The 17,436-nt window shown below is 59.1% G+C and carries 10 protein-coding genes; all 10 read left to right on the top strand.

The window, feature by feature from the left end; all coding sequences use genetic code 11:
* The first annotated feature begins 16 nt into the window (after nucleotides 1-16).
* The 10 genes from RGR602_RS19710 to RGR602_RS19670 all read left to right on the top strand — a co-directional run bounded on the left by RGR602_RS19710 (nucleotide 17) and on the right by RGR602_RS19670 (nucleotide 17,304).
* Nucleotides 17-1,075, top strand: a complete 1,059-nt coding sequence (locus RGR602_RS19710; protein ID WP_039846486.1) for a dipeptidase — start codon at nucleotides 17-19, stop codon at nucleotides 1,073-1,075.
* Nucleotides 1,076-1,121: 46 nt separating this feature from the next.
* Nucleotides 1,122-2,765 carry an ABC transporter substrate-binding protein gene (locus RGR602_RS19705; RefSeq protein WP_039846485.1) on the top strand — a complete coding sequence of 548 codons (1,644 nt, stop codon included), beginning with the start codon at nucleotides 1,122-1,124 and terminating at the stop codon, nucleotides 2,763-2,765.
* 39 nt (nucleotides 2,766-2,804) lie between these two features.
* The gene (locus RGR602_RS19700) at nucleotides 2,805-3,851 is read left to right on the top strand and encodes an ABC transporter permease (protein ID WP_039846484.1); all 1,047 of its coding nucleotides are present in this window, start codon (nucleotides 2,805-2,807) and stop codon (nucleotides 3,849-3,851) included.
* Nucleotides 3,848-4,783, top strand: a complete 936-nt coding sequence (gene nikC, locus RGR602_RS19695) for a nickel transporter permease (protein ID WP_039846483.1) — start codon at nucleotides 3,848-3,850, stop codon at nucleotides 4,781-4,783. Before RGR602_RS19700 ends, nikC begins: the two co-directional genes overlap by 4 nt.
* Nucleotides 4,780-5,613 carry an ABC transporter ATP-binding protein gene (locus RGR602_RS19690; RefSeq protein ID WP_039846482.1) on the top strand — a complete coding sequence of 278 codons (834 nt, stop codon included), beginning with the start codon at nucleotides 4,780-4,782 and terminating at the stop codon, nucleotides 5,611-5,613. The genes nikC and RGR602_RS19690 overlap by 4 nt, the downstream gene beginning before the upstream one ends.
* On the top strand, nucleotides 5,610-6,383 hold the full coding sequence (locus tag RGR602_RS19685; RefSeq protein ID WP_039846481.1) for an ABC transporter ATP-binding protein: 774 nt from the start codon (nucleotides 5,610-5,612) through the stop codon (nucleotides 6,381-6,383). The genes RGR602_RS19690 and RGR602_RS19685 overlap by 4 nt, the downstream gene beginning before the upstream one ends.
* Before the next feature lie 136 nt (nucleotides 6,384-6,519).
* Entirely contained in the window at nucleotides 6,520-6,708 is a 189-nt protein-coding gene (locus RGR602_RS38500) for a hypothetical protein (RefSeq protein WP_039846480.1), read from the top strand.
* Nucleotides 6,709-6,832: 124 nt separating this feature from the next.
* Entirely contained in the window at nucleotides 6,833-6,997 is a 165-nt protein-coding gene (locus RGR602_RS37350) for a hypothetical protein (protein WP_166677503.1), read from the top strand.
* Nucleotides 6,998-7,456: 459 nt separating this feature from the next.
* A complete protein-coding gene (locus RGR602_RS19675) occupies nucleotides 7,457-15,976 on the top strand; it encodes a GH36-type glycosyl hydrolase domain-containing protein (protein ID WP_039846479.1) in 8,520 nt (2,839 codons plus the stop codon).
* Between the two features lie 98 nt (nucleotides 15,977-16,074).
* Nucleotides 16,075-17,304: an OpgC family protein gene (locus tag RGR602_RS19670; RefSeq protein ID WP_039846478.1), complete on the top strand. Its 1,230-nt coding sequence runs from the start codon at nucleotides 16,075-16,077 to the stop codon at nucleotides 17,302-17,304.
* Nucleotides 17,305-17,436: the final 132 nt, after the last annotated feature.

Genomic DNA, 17,436 nt, shown 5'->3' with positions numbered 1-17,436 from the left:
CAGAGCAGGAAAACAGATGCAGCTTGTATTTGATGGCCATAATGACGTTCTCCTAAGGCTTTGGACACATGAAAGGGATGGCAACGACCCGGTTGCCGAATTTCTGAACGGGACGACATCTGGCCACATCGATGGACCACGCGCCCGGCAGGGTGGTCTCGCCGGCGGCCTTTGCGCCATCTACGTGCCCTCAGGCGATCTCGTCTTCGCCGATCCCGATCAAAACGGACATTACGAAACGCCGCTGGCCGCGCCTCTCGACCGACTGCCGTCACTTGGCGTCGCGACCGAGATGGCGGCGATTGCACTGCGTCTCGACAAGGCGGGCGCCTGGCGACTCTGCCGGACGGTGAAGGACATCCGCCACGCCATGGCAAGCGGTGTTTTTGCCGCGGTCATGCATATGGAAGGCTGCGAGGCGATCGGGCCCGACCTTTCCGCGCTCGAGGTATTCCATGCAGCGGGCTTGCGCTCTGTGGGACCTGTCTGGAGCAGACATAATGTCTTCGGACACGGCGTGCCCTTCGCCTTCCCGATGTCGCCAGATACTGCGCCGGGGCTGACCCATGCCGGCTTTGAGCTGGTGCGCGAATGCAATCGCCTGGGCATCATGATCGATCTGTCCCACATAACGGAAAAGGGCTTCTGGGACGTCGCGAAGACAACAGATCAACCACTGGTCGCTACGCATTCGAACGTGCATGCGCTGACGCCGGTGGCGCGCAATCTGACGGATAAGCAGCTTGATGCGATCAGGGAGAGCAAGGGGCTAATCGGTCTCAATTACGCGACTGCGATGTTGAGGTCGGATGGCCGCTCGGAGGGCGACACACCAATCAGGGACATGATCCGCCATATCAACTATCTCGTTGACCGCGTCGGGATCGACTCTGTTGCGCTCGGATCCGATTTCGACGGCGCGACCATTCCGGACGAAATAGGCGACGCGGCTGGCAACCAGAAGTTGATTGCCGCTCTCCGGGACGTTGGATATGGTGAGGAGGATCGACGGAAACTCGCCAGCGAGAACTGGCTTCGCATCCTGGCTTCGGCGTGGGGGGAGAAGAACGCCTGAGCCAAAATACTGCTTTGTAATCAATCAAGAACAGGGGAACAAATCGATGATGATTACTAAACTCAGCCGCAACTTTCGTGCCCTTTCTGCAGGCGCCGCGCTTTCGCTGCTCATGCTGACGGCACCTGCCGCTTTTGCCGAGACGCCGAAGGATACGCTCGTCGAAGGTTTCGCCATCGATGACATCATTACGATGGACCCAGGCGAGGCCTTCGAGCTTTCAACGGCGGAAATGACAACGAACTCCTATAGCCTGCTGGTCCGCCTCGACCTCAACGACACGACGAAGGTCAAGGGTGATCTTGCCGAGAGCTGGAGCGTCTCCGATGACGGCCTCACCTATACGTTCAAGCTGAAGCCCGGTCTGAAGTTCGCCTCCGGCAATCCGGTCACCGCTGAAGATGTTGCCTGGTCCTTCGAGCGCGCCGTCAAACTCGACAAGAGCCCGGCATTCATCCTGACACAGTTCGGCCTGACCGGAGACAATGTGACTGAAAAGGCCAAGGCTGCAGACCAAAACACGTTCGTCTTCACAGTCGACAAGGCCTATGCGCCGAGCTTCGTACTGAACTGCCTAACGGCGACGGTTGCCTCCGTGGTCGACAAGAAGCTGGTGATGGATCACATCAAGCCGATGACGCCGAGCGCGGAATACAAGTATGACAACGACTTCGGCAATGAATGGCTGAAGACGGGCTATGCCGGCTCCGGCGCCTACAAGCTTCGTGAATGGCGGGCCAATGAAGTCGTCGTGCTGGAGCGCAACGACAATTACTACGGTGACAAGCCGAAGCTGAACCGCGTCATCTACCGCAACATGAAGGAAAGTGCCGCGCAACGCCTGGCGCTGGAGGCAGGCGACATCGACATCGCGCGCAATCTCGAGCCGGGCGATCTCGACGCTGTTTCGAAGAACGCCGATCTTGCGGCGACAAGCGCACCGAAAAGCACGATCTATTATGTCAGCCTCAACCTCAAGAACGAGAACCTGAAGAAGCCGGAGGTGCAGCAGGCCTTCAAGTATCTCGTCGATTACGATGCGATCAGCTCGACGCTCATCAAGGGCATCGGCGAAATCCACCAGACATTCCTGCCGAAGGGCCAGCTCGGTGCACTTGACGAAAATCCGTTCAAGCTCGACGTCGCCAAGGCGAAGGAACTGCTGGCAAAGGCCGGTCTTGCGGATGGCTTTTCGGTGACGATGGACGTGCGGAACACTCAGCCTGTCACCGGCATTGCCGAATCCATGCAGCAGACGCTGGCACAAGCCGGTGTAAAACTCGAGATTATTCCAGGCGACGGCAAGCAGACGCTGACGAAATACCGCGCCCGCACGCACGACATGTATATCGGCCAATGGGGTTCCGACTATTTCGACCCGAACTCGAATGCCGATACCTTCACGGCGAACCCGGACAATTCGGATGCGGGCACGAACAAGACGCTCGCATGGCGCAATACCTTCGAAACGCCGGAACTCGACAAGCAGGCCAAGGCAGCACTGCTTGAGCGCGACGGTGCCAAGCGCGCCGCGATGTACCAGGATATCCAGAAGAAGTACCTGGAGAACAGCCCCTTCATCTTCATCTTCCAGCAGATCGAAGTCGCCGGCTATCGGAAGAACCTGAAGGACTTCAAACTCGGACCGAGCTTCGATACGAACTTCGTTGGCCCAATCGCCAAGGAATAATCCGGCAGGATTCGTTCGTTGAGCATTATCGAACCAAAAATGGAGGCGCGGCCCGCCAAGGGTCGTGCCGTTCCCCTCGCGAAAGCAATCGGACGTTTCCTGACCGCTGCCGTGACGACCTATCTTGGACTTCTGGCCGTTACCTTTTTCATCGGCCGTGTCGTGCCGATCGATCCGGTTCTTGCGATCCTTGGCGACCGCGCGCCGACGCATGTCGTGGAGCGCGTGCGTGAAGAGCTCGGCTTCAATCTGCCGCTCTATCAGCAATTCTTCATCTATATCAAAGGTGTCCTTTCCGGTGATTTCGGCAATTCGGTGCTGACCACCAATCCGGTGATGACCGATATCCGCCGCGTCTTTCCGGCAACGATCGAGCTTGCGACCCTCGGCACCATTATTGGCGCCCTGATCGGCATTCCGCTTGGCGTGCTTGCGGCCGTTCGGCGCGGCAGCCTTGCCGACCAGATTGTGCGTGTCGTCGGGCTTGTCGGCTATTCCGTGCCGATCTTCTGGCTGGCCCTGATCTCGCTCGTCGTATTCTATGCGCAACTGCGCTGGGTGGCCTTCCCGGGGCGCATCGATATCGTCTTTGAATATACATTCACACCGATTACCGGCTTTTATCTGATCGACAGCCTCTGGCAGGGGCAGTGGGACGTCTTCTACGATGTCTTCCGGCACATTATCTTGCCGGGATCGCTGCTCGGCTATTTCTCGCTCGCCTATATCAGCCGGATGACGCGCAGCTTCATGCTGAACGAGCTCAGTCAGGAATATATCGTGGCTGCGCGCGCCAAGGGGCTTTCGGAAACCCGGGTAATTTGGGGCCACGCATTGCGCAATGCCGCGGTCCCACTTGTGACGGTGATTGCGCTCTCCTACGCCGGGCTTCTCGAAGGCTCGGTTCTGACGGAGACGGTGTTCTCCTGGCCAGGTATTGGCCTCTACATCACCAACTCCTTGCAAAATGCCGATATGAACGCTGTCCTCGGCGGCACGATCGTCATCGGCACGGTGTTCATCGGCATCAACCTCCTGTCCGATCTTCTCTACCGGACGCTCGATCCAAGGACGCGAAGCCGATGACGGTTCCAGCCAGCCAGCCAGCGCCGATGAGCCGCCGCGAGTGGCTGCTTTCCGATCGCCCGCAATCACGCGTGCAGGCCCGTCTCGGGCGCGCCTATGTGACCTGGCGGCAGTTCAGTGCGAACAAGCTTGCCGTCCTTGGTCTCATTATCATTGTCGCGCTGCTCTTCGTTGCCGCCTTCGCTGATCTCTTGGCCACGCATTCGCCAGTGGTCGGCGATCTAAAGAATGCGCGACTTCTGCCGCCAGGTACCGGCGAGTATCTGCTCGGCACCGACGACCAGGGTCGCGATATCCTTTCGCGCCTGATCTACGGGTCGCGGCTGACGCTCTTCGTCGTCGTGCTGGTTGCGGTCATCTCGGCGCCGATTGGACTGATTGTCGGCACTGTCTCCGGCTATGCCGGCGGATGGGTGGATGCAGTGCTGATGCGTATCACCGATATCTTCCTGGCGTTCCCGAAGCTGGTGCTGGCGCTTGCTTTTGTCGCGGCACTCGGGCCGGGCATCGAAAACGCAATCATCGCGATTGCAATCACGTCCTGGCCTCCTTACGCCCGCATTGCGCGGGCGGAAACGCTGACGGTGCGGCGCTCCGATTACATCTCGGCGGTCAAGCTGATGGGTGCATCGCCGGTCCGCATCATCATCCGCCATGTCATGCCGCTCTGCCTCTCGTCGCTGATCGTTCGCGTAACGCTCGACATGGCGGGTATCATCCTGACGGCTGCCGGTCTCGGATTTCTCGGTCTCGGCGCGCAGCCGCCACTGCCGGAATGGGGTGCGATGATCGCCTCGGGTCGCCGTTTCATTCTCGATCAATGGTGGGTCGCGGCCATGCCTGGAATTGCGATCCTCATCGTCAGCCTCGGTTTCAACCTGCTTGGCGACGGCCTGCGCGATGCGCTCGATCCCAAGGAGAGCGGCCAATGACGGCCTTGTTGACGGTCGACAATCTCAAGGTCAGCTACCCGACGCGCACCGGCTTGATCGAAGCTGTTCGCGGCGTTTCCTTCACACTCGACAGGGAACGCCTCGGCATCGTCGGGGAGTCTGGATCCGGCAAGTCGCAGACCGGCCGCGCGATCATGGGGCTCACGCCGAAGCACGGCATCGTCACGGCCGACAAGCTCGACTTCAACGGCATCGATCTGCTCCAGGCTTCAGCGAAAGAACGGCGGCTCCTGCGCGGCAAGCGCATCGCCATGGTGTTGCAGGATCCCAAATATTCGCTTGATCCGGTGATGTCGATCGGCCGGCAGATCTGCGAGACGCTGAGAACGCACGAGAAGGTCAGCAAGGCCGAGGCGACCGAACGGGCGCTTGCCATGCTTGAGGCCGTGCAGATTCGCGATCCGAAACGTGTCTTCGATCTCTACCCCCATGAGGTCTCAGGCGGCATGGGTCAACGTGCAATGATCGCCATGATGCTGATTGCCGGGCCGGAACTGCTGATCGCTGACGAGCCCACCTCGGCGCTCGACGTCACCGTGCAGCTCGACGTGTTGAAGATCCTGGACAAGCTAGTTTCCGAGCGCGGCATGGGGCTTATCTTCGTGTCGCATGATCTGCGTCTTGTTTCCTCGTTCTGCGACCGCGTCATCGTGATGTATGCCGGTAAGATCGTTGAAGAGCTTAGGGCTTCTGACCTCAAGAATGCACAGCATCCCTATACGCAGGGACTTTTGAACTGCATGCCGCAAATCGGAGAAGATCGCCATCCGCTGCCAGTACTCGACCGCAGGCCGGAGTGGGCTGCATGAGTGCGGCGCTCTCGGTCGAAAATCTTAGCGTCGTCTATGACGATTTTCATGCGCTTCAAGACGTCAGCATCGCGGTCGCATCCGGCGGCTCCTTCGGGCTGGTTGGGGAATCCGGTTCCGGCAAGTCGACGCTGCTTCGTGCGGTAGCGGGGCTTGCGCCCGTCAAGGGTGGCGCAATTCGCGTTCATGATCAGCTGCTGCAGGGTGCAAAACGCAGCAAGGCTTTCTATCGAAATGTCCAGATGGTGTTCCAGGACCCTTATGGCTCGCTGCACCCACGGCAGACGATCGACCGCCTGCTGCTCGAGCCATTGGCAATTCACGGGATTGCCGACAGCGAGAAGCGCATCGCGCGGGCATTGGACGAGGTCGGCCTTGGAAACGGCTTCCGCTTCCGCTATCCGCACCAGCTTTCCGGCGGCCAGCGGCAGCGTGTGGCGATTGCGCGCGCCCTGATCGTCGAGCCGTCGATCCTTCTGCTCGATGAACCGACGTCGGCGCTCGACGCTTCCGTGCAGGCGGAGGTGCTCAATCTGCTGGAACAGATCAGGCGTGACCGCAAACTGACCTTTGTCATGGTGAGCCACGACCTTGGTGTCGTTACCCATATGTGTGAAAGGCTTGCCGTGATGCGCAACGGCGCCGTCGTCGAACGGCTGACCTCCGGCCAATTGGCCAGTGGGGACGTTCATGAGGATTACACGAGAAATTTGATGATTGCGAGCAAAGGCTTCGTCAAAGCCAGAACTGCAGATTTTTCAAATATTTGAAATCCTTTCGGGCACCGGTCATTCAAGGTTAAGAAGCCGTTAAAAGACGACTATTCGACTAGACTATTGACAGCCGATTTTCATCTGTCATGATCCTGTTAACGAGTGTTAGCTTTCGTGATCGTGGAGGTGCGGTATGTTCTTTCTCGGCGGAATGACCATGGGATATCTCGATCCTCCGGCCAAGGTCGAACGGCGCGAGCAGACAAGCGTTTCCATTCCCGCTGAAAAAGATCGCCGATTGATCGAGGCTTCCTCGGGTGCCCAAAGAGAAGAAAACGCAATCGAGCGTTCGTTGATATGGGCATGGCGCACTCTTTGCTGAGCCGGGTCAGATTTTCTATCCCTCACGCTCTGGAAGGAAATTTATCTCTACCTAGCTTATAGAGTATATAGGAATATCAGTGCCGGCAGACCGCCGCGCCAATAATAAGAGACGGAGGCAACACATGGCAGACCTGGGTATTTCGCATACTCAAGCGAACTATTATGGTTCCGTACCGACCAAGAAGCCGGCTTCAATGCGCCAGAAGCTTCATTTTGCGCTAAATGCCACGCTATTTACCGCGGCGTTCGCATTCGTTGCAGCCTTGGTCTGCGGCGTTATCGGCTGATCGAGCTGTCGTGCCGGTATGTTGCCGGCACCTTACGAATTTACTTCTCAAATCGCCGGCTGGGACAGTCTTCTGCGTGAACCGGGAATTTTCGGTCGACAACAACAGCGGTCCCATATGTTTGAAATCCGGTGCCCGATGGGTGCCGGATTTTTATTTTGAATAGCGAAGAACTGCCAAAATTGAGGTAAGCAAAGCCGGGCAATTCCGTGCCCCTTGACTTGAATTATCGGGAGGGTGTCCAACTTTCCCGGATGGTTCTTCAGGGGTGGAGGCAAAATGCAGCTCTGACCAGCAGAATCGTGCCATAAATCAGGCCTAAACCGTTTCGTATCGGAAATCTGTGGCTTTCGCATCTTCCTGGAAAGCCCGTTGGCCGTTCATGTCGCAGTCATAATTGCCGGTGCAAAAGGCTAGGCAAAATTACCATAACCTTAGTTTGGACCCAGAACCGAACCCATGACCATTTCCATTCCGTCTCCAAACCCGTCACGCGAAGCCGAAGTCAAGCACATCGATCACAACGACTCGGTTCGCTCGACCTACCTGTCGATTGAAGACATCAAGGCGATGGGTGAATCGATCGCCCGCAAAGGCGTCGATTCGCTGCCGGCTTTTACTGCCTTCGACTTTTTTGCACGACACAAGGAGAACGAGAAGGAAATCCTGCGCGTTTACCGCACGACCGCGGCCGACGTGGAAGCGGGCGAGACGATCACGCCTGCCGCCGAATGGCTTCTCGACAACCACTATATCGTCGAAGAGGCAATTCAGGAGGTCCGCCGCGACTTCCCGCGGCGCTTCTATCGCGAACTGCCGACCATCGATGTCGATGGTGTACAAGTACCACGTACGCTGGTGCTCGCCTGGCTCTATGTCGCTCACACCCACAGCACCGTTTCACAGGAAAGTCTGACGGCGCTTGTCGATGGCTTCCAGCTGGGTGAGACGTTGCGCATCGGTGAGCTTTGGGCGGTCCCCTCGCTTGTGCGGTATGTTCTCGTCGAAAACCTCCGTCGCATTTCCAGTCGCGTTGAACGCAGCCGGCGCATACGCCGCCGTGCGAACGAGGCGGCCGATGAACTCGTGCGTTTGGACGATCCGGCGAAGGCTGCGGAGTATCTGAGGACGCTCGAACCGCTTGCCGAGGACAATACCTTCTCGACGCAGTTCCTCTATCGCATGCGCGACGGGTCGCAGGCGTCTAGCCTTGCGATCGCTTGGCTCGATGAGCGTTTGGAAAGGCTCGGCCGTGATACCGAAGAAGCGACGATGGCGGAGCATAGCCGCCTCTCCTCCGGCAATGTCACGATGGGCAACATCATCCGGAGCCTTCGCGAGATCGATGATGCGGAATGGTCGGTCTGGGTCGAGCAGGTCAGCCATGTCGACAAGCTGCTGTGGGAGAATTCCGATTACGGCATCCTCGATTCGGGATCACGCAACAAATACCGCAAACAGATCGAGAAGCTCGCCAAGCGCTCGCCGCTGACGGAAATGGAAGTCGCCCAGTTGGCGCTCGACATGACCAGCGAAGCCAGAGCCTCTGAGGAGCCGCAACCGCATGAGCCGAATGTCGGCGGCTTTCTTGCCGGCATGCACCGGCCCAAACTTGAAGAACGTGCCAATTATCGTCCGACCCTGGTCCAGCATTTTGTTCGAACAGTCCGCAAGTTCAACTGGCTGTCGATTGCGCTCCCCGTCATGCTGCTTACCATCATTGCGATGGCGATCGTCGGGCGCTTCATGGCCAATGCCGGCATGGGCACGTTGGAAATCGCCGTATTGCTGATCATGTTCTCTCTCCCGGCATCGGAGGGCGCGACAGGTCTTTTCAATACCTTGCTGTCCTTCTTCGTAACGCCGTCGCGGCTTGTCGGCTACGAGTTCAAGGAAGGCATTCCGGAAGACGCGCGCACGCTGCTTGTCGTGCCATGCCTGATTTCGAACCGCGACAGCGTCGATGACCTGGTTCGCAATCTCGAGGTTCACTATCTCGCCAATCCGCGCGGCGAAATCTATTTCGCGCTGCTGAGCGACTGGCCCGACAGCGATGTCGAGGAGACGTCGAACGACCTGGAAGTCCTGGACTACGCCCGGCGTGAAATCGCCAATCTTTCGGCACGTTACGCCTATGACGGCAAAACGCGCTTCTACCTCCTGCATCGCCGCCGCCTCTACAACCCGTCAGAGGGCGTCTGGATGGGCTGGGAGCGCAAGCGCGGCAAGCTGCACGAGCTGAACATGCTTTTGCGCGGCGACAGCGACACGACCTATCTACCGGGCGCCAATATTGTGCCGGCTGGCGTTCAGTATATCATGACGCTCGATTCCGACACGCGCCTGATGCGCGATGCCGTGACCAAGCTTGTCGGCAAACTCTATCATCCGATCAACCGTCCGGTGATAAACCCGAAGACCGGCCGCGTCGAAAGCGGCTATGGCGTGCTGCAGCCGCGCGTGACCCCGTCGCTGACGACCGGCAAGGACGCTTCGGTATTCCAGCGCGTCTTCTCGATCAACCGCGGCCTCGACCCATACGTCTTCACGGTTTCCGATGTCTACCAGGACCTCGCCGGCGAAGGCACGTTTACCGGCAAGGGCCTTTATCATGTCGATGCCTTCGAAGCTTCGCTGAGGGACCGCATCGATGAGAATTCGGTGTTGAGCCACGATCTTCTCGAAGGTTCGATGGCGCGCTGCGCACTCGTTACCGATCTCGAGCTCGTCGAAGACTTTCCGATCCGCTACGAAGTCGAGGCTTCGCGCCAGCATCGCTGGGCGCGTGGCGACTGGCAGCTTCTGCCATATATGTTCAATCCAAAATACGGCGTCACCGCTCTCGGGCGCTGGAAGATGTTCGATAACCTGCGCCGCTCGCTGACGCCGATCGCCTGGTTCTTCGCTTCCGTGCTCGGCTGGTATCTTATGGGCCCGCTTGGCGCACTCGTATGGCAGATCCTCCTGATCTTTTGCCTCTTCGTTGCGCCGACGCTGTCGCTCATCCACGGCATCATTCCACGCACCAGCGATATCGTTGCACGGGCACATCTTTATACCGTGTGGTCGGATATCCGCGCTGCGAACGCCCAGGTGGCGCTTCGTATCGTTTTCATTGCCGATACGGCTTGCATGATGGTCGATGCGATCGGCCGCTCGCTCTACCGTCTTCTCGTCAGCCATAAATTGATGCTGCAATGGCGCACTGCTGCCAGCGTCCAAGCGGGCGGGCAGGGAACGATCCTCTCCTACTACGGCGCGATGTGGCACGCCCCGGTGCTCGCGCTGCTCGCACTCGGCTTTGCAGCACTTCCCGGCGATAACGCATTCCTCGTCGGTATTCCGTTTGCCTTGCTGTGGACCTTGTCGCCACTCGTTGCCTGGTATGTCAGCCAGTCGGCAGAAACCGAAGACCGCCTGGAAGTCGCCGATTCGGTCTCAAGCGAGCTCAGAAAGATCGCGCGCCGCACCTGGCGTTACTTCGATACGTTCACCACGGCAGAACAGAATTACCTGCCGCCAGATAACATTCAGGAAACGCCGCACGTCATCGTCGCGAGCCGCACCTCGCCGACCAATATCGGCGTGTACCTGCTCTCGGTCGTTTCCGGCCGCCAGTTCGGCTGGTTTTCCTTCGAGGAAACGATCGAGCGGCTGGAGCAGACGATCGGCACCATCGACAAGATGGAGAAGTATCGTGGCCACCTCTTTAACTGGTACCACACCGATACGCTGCAGACCCTTGGGCCGCGATACGTTTCGGCTGTCGACAGCGGCAATCTCGCCGGTCACCTTATTGCCGTTTCGTCGGCTTGCCGCAATTGGGCCGAGGCCCCGTCGGCGCATATGCAGGGCAATCTCGACGGCGTCGGCGACACTGCCGGCATCCTCGGCGAAGTACTGGCCGACCTTCCAGACGATCGCAAGACGGTCCGTCCGCTCCGCCGCCGCCTGGAAGAACGGATCGTCGGCTTCCAGAACGCGCTCGCCGCCGTTAAGCGCGAGCACGAGTTCGCCTCGATCCGCGTCATCAACCTTGCGGTTCTTGCCCGTGACATCCAGAAGCTTGCGGCAAATCTCGATCACGAAGTGAAGTCGGCACTCAGCGGCGAACTTACCCGTTGGGCCGAAGCACTCGTCAAGATTTGCGAAGCGCATATTTCCGACAGCACATTCGACCTTTCAAATATCGATGCTTTGCGGCCGCGGCTGATTGCCCTTCGCGACAAGGCCCGCGATCTCGCCTTCTCGATGGATTTCAGCTTCCTGTTCCGTCCGGAACGCCGCCTTCTTTCGATCGGCTATCGCGTCGAAAGCGGCGAGCTCGACCAGGCCTGCTACGACCTTTTGGCGTCGGAATGCCGGCTGACCAGTCTTTTCGGCATCGCAAAGGGCGACTTGCCGACGGAGCATTGGTATCGCCTCGGCCGCCAGGTCGTGCCGGTCGGTTCGCGCGGCGCTCTCGTCTCTTGGTCCGGCTCGATGTTCGAATATCTGATGCCGCCGCTCGTCATGCAGGAGCGCGGCGGGGGTATTCTCAACCAGACAAACAATCTGGTCGTGGTCGAGCAGATGAACTACGGACGCAAGCTGGGTATTCCGTGGGGCATTTCGGAAGCGGCCTTCAACGCTCGCGACCATAACCTCAACTATCAATACACGAACTTCGGCGTGCCTACGCTTGGCCTGAAGCGCGGCCTCGGCCACAATGCCGTCATCGCGCCTTATGCCTCGATCCTCGCCAGCCAATACGACCCGCCAGGGGCACTCGAAAATCTGCAGCGCCTGCGCAAGCTCGGTGCGCTCGGCAAATTCGGATTCCATGATGCCGTCGACTTCACGCCGACCCGCGTGCCGGAAGGCAAGAAATGCGCTGTTGTTTATAACTACTATGCGCACCATCACGGCATGTCGATCGCAGCGGTTGCCAATGTCGCTTTCAATGGGCATCTGCGTGAGCTCTTCCACTCCGATCCGGTGATCGAAGCAGCCGAACTGTTGCTGCAGGAAAAGGCGCCGCGCGACATCCCCGTCATGAGCGGCAAGCACGAATCGGATACGCCCGCCAGCATCCAGGAAGATCTCCTGCGGCCGGAGCTTCGCAAGATCGCCGATCCGCTTTCGCGCGATCGCGAACTCATGTTCCTGTCCAACGGTCACTATTCGATGATGTTGACGGCGACTGGTGCAGGCTACGCACACTGGAACGGCCAGGCCGTTACCCGCTGGAAAGCCGACCCGACGGAAGACCGCTGGGGAAGCTTCATCTTCCTGCGCGACACGGCGACCAACGAATGGTGGTCGGCCACCGCCGAACCAAAAAGTGTCGAGGGCGAAAAGGTCAATGTGCTCTTCGCCGACGAAAAGGCGGAATTCACCAAGGTTGTTGGCGACCTCAGCAGTGAACTGGAATGCATCGTTGCGACCGAGCATGATGCGGAAGGCCGCAGGCTGACGCTTCTCAACATGGGATCGGAAGACCGCTTCATCGAAGTCACCTCCTATCTGGAGCCGGTGATCACACTGGATGACACGGACAATGCGCATCCGGCTTTCGCCCGCATGTTCGTGAAGACGGAATTCGGCAGGCGCGGCGACGTCATCCGTGCCGAACGCAACAGACGCGATCCGGGCGAGCCGAACATGAGCATTGCCCATCTGATCGTCGACAGTGCCGGTCCTTCCCGGCAAACGGAATTCGAGACCGATCGCCGCAAATTCCTCGGCCGCGGCCGTAGCCTTGCGGATGCCGCAGCCTTCGATCCTGGTGCGACGCTTTCAGGCACCGACGGCTTCACGCTCGATCCGATCCTTTCGTTGCGCCGCACGGTTCGTGTGCCGGCCGGCAAGAAAGTGAGCGTGATCTTCTGGACGATCGCCGCTCCTAGCCGCGACGAGGTGGACAAGGCTGTCGAGCGCTATCGGCACGCCGATGCCTTCAATCACGAGCTTGTTCAGGCCTGGACACGCACGCAGGTGCAGATGCGCCATGTCGGCGTGACGTCCCAGCAGGCTGCCGCCTTCCAGTATCTTGGCCGGCATTTGGTCTATCCGGACATGGACTTGCGCGCCGATGCTGCGGCAGTTCGAGCCGGCATGCAGTCACAATCGTCGCTGTGGCCGCTTGCGATCTCCGGCGACTTCCCGATCTTCATGCTGCGCATCGATGACGACATGGATCTTGATATCGTTCGCGAGGCATTGCTGGCGGAGGAATATCTGCGCTCGCGTGGCGTGACGGCCGATCTTGTCATCATGAACGAGCGTGCATCCTCCTATGCGCAGGACATGCAGCATGCCGTGGACCAGATGTGCGAAAACGTGCGCCGCATCGGCCAGGCAGATGGCCTCCGGCAACATATCTTTGCCGTCCGGAAGGATTTGATGGAGGAGGCGACCTATCATGCCCTGATCGCCGCTTCGCGCGTCACCTTCCATGCTAAGAACGGCAAGGTCGTCGATCAGATCAACCGCGCCATCGCCCTTTCTGCGCCTCCTTCCAAGGACGACCTGCCGGAAATGGAACGCGAGCAGCGCAAGACCCCGGTCAAGCGCGTGGCGCGTGTCGTGCAGCCCAGGCCGTCGGCGCTTGTGATCGAGGAGGAAGGCGATCTCGACTTCTGGAACGGCTTCGGTGGTTTTGCCCGCGACGGCCGCGAATATGTCGTCCGTCTTGCTGGCGGCACGGCAACACCGCAGCCCTGGATCAACGTGATCTCGAACGAGAAGTTCGGCTTCCATGTGTCTGCGGAGGGCGCGGGTTTCACCTGGAGCGTCAACTCGCGCGACTATCAGCTGACCTCCTGGTCGAACGATGCCGTCGTCAATCGCTCAGGCGAGGCGATTTACGTCACCGACCTTGAAAGTGGCGCTCTGATGACGCCATTTGCTGGGCTTTCGCAGCGGAGCGATGTCCGCTTTGAGGCACGCCATGGTCTCGGCTACTCCGTCTTCTCCAGCGAGCAGAACGATATCGCGCTCGAAGTGACACAGACGGTCGATCGCCTGAGGCCGGTCAAGCTGCAGCGCGTCCGGTTGCGCAACATGGGCACTACGGCGCGCAAGCTGCGGCTCTATGGCTATGTCGAGTGGGTTCTCGGCAACAACGCACAGCGCTCGGTGCCCTTCATCCTCTCATCCCGTGACGAGGAAACCGGCGCACTTCTTGCCGCCAACCAGTACAGCATCGACTTCTCGAACCGGGTATCCTTCTTTGCCGCCAGCGTGAAGCCGTCGAGCTTCACCACAAGCAGACGCGAGTTCATCGGCAAGGCCGGCACGATCCGGGCTCCGCAGGCGCTCAAGCCGCCCGTTGCGCTTTCCGGCGCCACGGAACTTGACGGCGACCCGGCAGCGGCTCTCGCAATCGATATCGAAATCGGTGTTGGCGAAGAGCGTGACGTCACGTTCTTCCTGGGCGACACGGCGTCGAGGCAAGAGGCCCAAACCTTGATCGCCGAGATCCGCAAGATCTCTGTCGAGGACACGGTTCAGGCAAACCGCGATTTCTGGCAGAGCTTTACGGGCAAGGTTCAGATTTCGACGCCGAACCAGGCCATGAACAATCTCGTCAATGCCTGGCTGCCCTATCAGAGCCTTGGCTGTCGCATCATGGCACGGTCGGCCTTCTATCAGGCAAGTGGCGCCTTTGGCTTCCGCGATCAGTTGCAGGATACGCTGGCTTTCGTGCTTCAGGAGCCATCGCTCGCGCGCAACCAGATCGTCAACGCTGCCTCCAGGCAGTTCCGCGAGGGCGATGTCCAGCATTGGTGGCTGCCGGGAACCGGCGCGGGTGTCCGTACATTGATTTCGGACGACGTGGTCTGGCTCGCCTATGCGATCCATCACTATTGCAGCGCAACGGGCGACAAGAGCGTGCTTGACGAGGAATTGCCGTTCCTCGAGGGCCCGGCGTTGCTCGAAGGCCAGCACGACTCCTTCTATCGTCCGGAAGTCTCGGACGACAAGGCCAGCATCTACGAGCATGCCGCCTTGGCACTTGATCTCGCGATCAAGCGCAAGGGCTCAAACGGGCTGCCGCTGATCATGGGCGGCGACTGGAACGACGGCATGAACCGCGTCGGCATCAACGGCCAGGGCACAAGCGTCTGGCTCGGCTGGTTCTTGGCAGGCGCGCTGCGGTCCTTCATTCCCTATGCGCAAGAGCGGGGCGACGGTGCTCGCGTCGAGCGCTGGACGAAACATCTCGGTGCACTGAAGGCCGCGCTCGAAAGTAAAGGTTGGGATGGCGGCTATTATCGCCGAGGCACATTCGACGACGGCAGCCTGCTCGGTTCGAAGGAAAGCCTGGAATGCCAGATCGATTCGATCGCGCAATCCTGGAGCGTGCTTTCCGGCGAAGGTAACCCGGATCACGCGGTCAAGGCCATGGACGCGGTTTTGAACCGCCTTGTGGACAAAGAAGCGCGAATCATCCGCCTATTTACCCCGCCTTTTGCCACGTCGATCAGGGATCCAGGTTATATCAAAGCCTATCCTCCGGGTGTTCGCGAGAATGGCGGCCAGTACACGCATGCGGCCACCTGGGTGGTTATGGCGCTTGCTGAGCTCAACCGGGGCGACGATGCAATGGCCTGCTTCGAACTCTTGAACCCGATCACCCATTCGCGCGACAAAGCTTCGGCCGAGCACTATCGAGTCGAGCCTTATACGGTGGCTGCCGACGTCTATGGCGAAGGTGCGCTCAAGGGCCGCGGCGGGTGGACGTGGTATACGGGTTCCGCGGGCTGGCTCTATCGGGCCGCAGTCGAAGGGATCCTCGGTATCCGTTTGAAAAACGGTCGGATTTTTGTTCGTCCGGCACTGCCGAGCGGTTGGGACGGCTTTTCGGCAGAGATTGAACACTCAGGTGTGAAATATCGCATTTCTGTCTCAAAATCGTCCCAACCGGACGGCTACACTGTGGTCATCAATGACAGCGAAGTCGCCACTCCCCATGAGGGATATTCGGTCGGATAGCAGCATTTTCGACGCTCACACTCCGGCGATTCGTTGCAGCCAAAAGGTGAAACTTTTTGGCTGCAACCGCGTTTGCAGATCGAAACAGGAGAAACATCATGGCGGCTACGCCGGAAAACGCCATCGGCGCTGAGCGCTTGCCTCAATCAGCAGTGCGACCGGCGCGCGACACGAGGCTTGATGTTCTGCGTGGCCTTGCCCTCATCACGATTTTCATCAATCATGTTCCCGGCCAGATATTCGAGTATGCGACGACGAAGAATTTCGGCTTCTCCGACGCCGCGGAAGCATTCGTGCTGATCTCGGGCATTGCGGTCGGACTGGCCTATGGCTCCGGCTTCAAGGTCGGCGGGCGACTAGACATGGCGAAGAAGGCGATCAAGCGTGCCTTCACCCTCTATCTCGCCCATATGATCACGACCTTCATAACGCTCGCGCTGTTCATTTGCGGCGCCTCGCTGTTCCACCGGCCGGGATTGCTCGTGGAAATCAATATCCTCGCCGTCTTGATGAACTTGACGCAGGGAATACCCGCTTTGCTTCTGCTCGGCCACCAGATCGGCTACAACAACATATTGCCGATGTACGGCGCGCTGATGCTCATGGTACCAGTCATCTTGCTTCTTTACTCGGCACATCCGCTTCTGGCGCTTGGTGTTTCGGGTGCTGTGTGGCTGTTTGCGGGCATCTATCAGATCGCGCCGCACAACATGCTCATCGCCGACTACTGGTTCCTCAATCCACTCTCGTGGCAGTTCTTGTTCACGATCGGCGCCGTCGGCATCATGCATGTCAAGCGTGGCGGCAAGCTGCCGGAGCACCCGATTTTGTTCGTGCTGGCTTCCGGCTACGTAGCGCTGTCCTTTGCTTGGGTTGTCGGTCACCTGTGGGACCTCGGCAATGTACTGGCAGCGCTTGGCATGCCGCCTGTCCTTACCGGTTTCGACAAGACTTTCCTGTCCCTGCCGCGGCTGCTGCATGTGTTGGCGCTCAGCTACCTCGTTATCAATATTCCCGTGCTGTCTCGTATCCTGCGCCGTCCGTCGGATCATCCGCTAACCATCATTGGCCGTCACTCGCTCAATATCTTTGTCGCAGGGACAATCCTTGCGATGGCGGGCCAAGTGCTGCTCTACATTACCAATCATGACCAGATGATCGGTGCGCTCTTTGTCGTCGCAGGCATCTCCGGTCAGTTTGCTTATGCCTACCACCTCGAGCGCAAACGCATCGACGGTACCGTGAAGGCCAGGTCGATGGGGCGTGGTGCTTCCGTTCCCGTCGCCGTCCGCGTCGGTGATGGCCGAAAGCTCTATCGCGACAAATAGCTCTCTCTTATGCGATATCAAAACCGGCTGGCGACACCGCCAGCCGGTTTTGATCAATCGGCTTTCGCCTGCAGTTCGGCCACCGGCCGGCAATTGATGATGGCGAGCCTGCCGTATCTATTCCCGCCCAGA

The organism is Rhizobium gallicum bv. gallicum R602sp (assembly GCF_000816845.1).
Classification (GTDB): Bacteria; Pseudomonadota; Alphaproteobacteria; order Rhizobiales; family Rhizobiaceae; genus Rhizobium; species Rhizobium gallicum.
Note: the sequence above shows the minus strand (reverse complement) of the source record. Positions and strands in the feature narration are given on the sequence as shown.

Excerpts from the sequence above, each read along its gene's own strand:
- RGR602_RS19710 (WP_039846486.1), top strand. The coding sequence starts at position 17 with ATGCAGCTTGTATTTGATGGCCATAATGACGTTCTCCTAAGGCTTTGG.
- RGR602_RS19705 (WP_039846485.1), top strand. The coding sequence starts at position 1,122 with ATGATGATTACTAAACTCAGCCGCAACTTTCGTGCCCTTTCTGCAGGC.
- RGR602_RS19700 (WP_039846484.1), top strand. The coding sequence starts at position 2,805 with ATGGAGGCGCGGCCCGCCAAGGGTCGTGCCGTTCCCCTCGCGAAAGCA.
- nikC (WP_039846483.1), top strand. The coding sequence starts at position 3,848 with ATGACGGTTCCAGCCAGCCAGCCAGCGCCGATGAGCCGCCGCGAGTGG.
- RGR602_RS19690 (WP_039846482.1), top strand. The coding sequence starts at position 4,780 with ATGACGGCCTTGTTGACGGTCGACAATCTCAAGGTCAGCTACCCGACG.
- RGR602_RS19685 (WP_039846481.1), top strand. The coding sequence starts at position 5,610 with ATGAGTGCGGCGCTCTCGGTCGAAAATCTTAGCGTCGTCTATGACGAT.
- RGR602_RS38500 (WP_039846480.1), top strand. The coding sequence starts at position 6,520 with ATGTTCTTTCTCGGCGGAATGACCATGGGATATCTCGATCCTCCGGCC.
- RGR602_RS37350 (WP_166677503.1), top strand. The coding sequence starts at position 6,833 with ATGGCAGACCTGGGTATTTCGCATACTCAAGCGAACTATTATGGTTCC.
- RGR602_RS19675 (WP_039846479.1), top strand. The coding sequence starts at position 7,457 with ATGACCATTTCCATTCCGTCTCCAAACCCGTCACGCGAAGCCGAAGTC.
- RGR602_RS19670 (WP_039846478.1), top strand. The coding sequence starts at position 16,075 with ATGGCGGCTACGCCGGAAAACGCCATCGGCGCTGAGCGCTTGCCTCAA.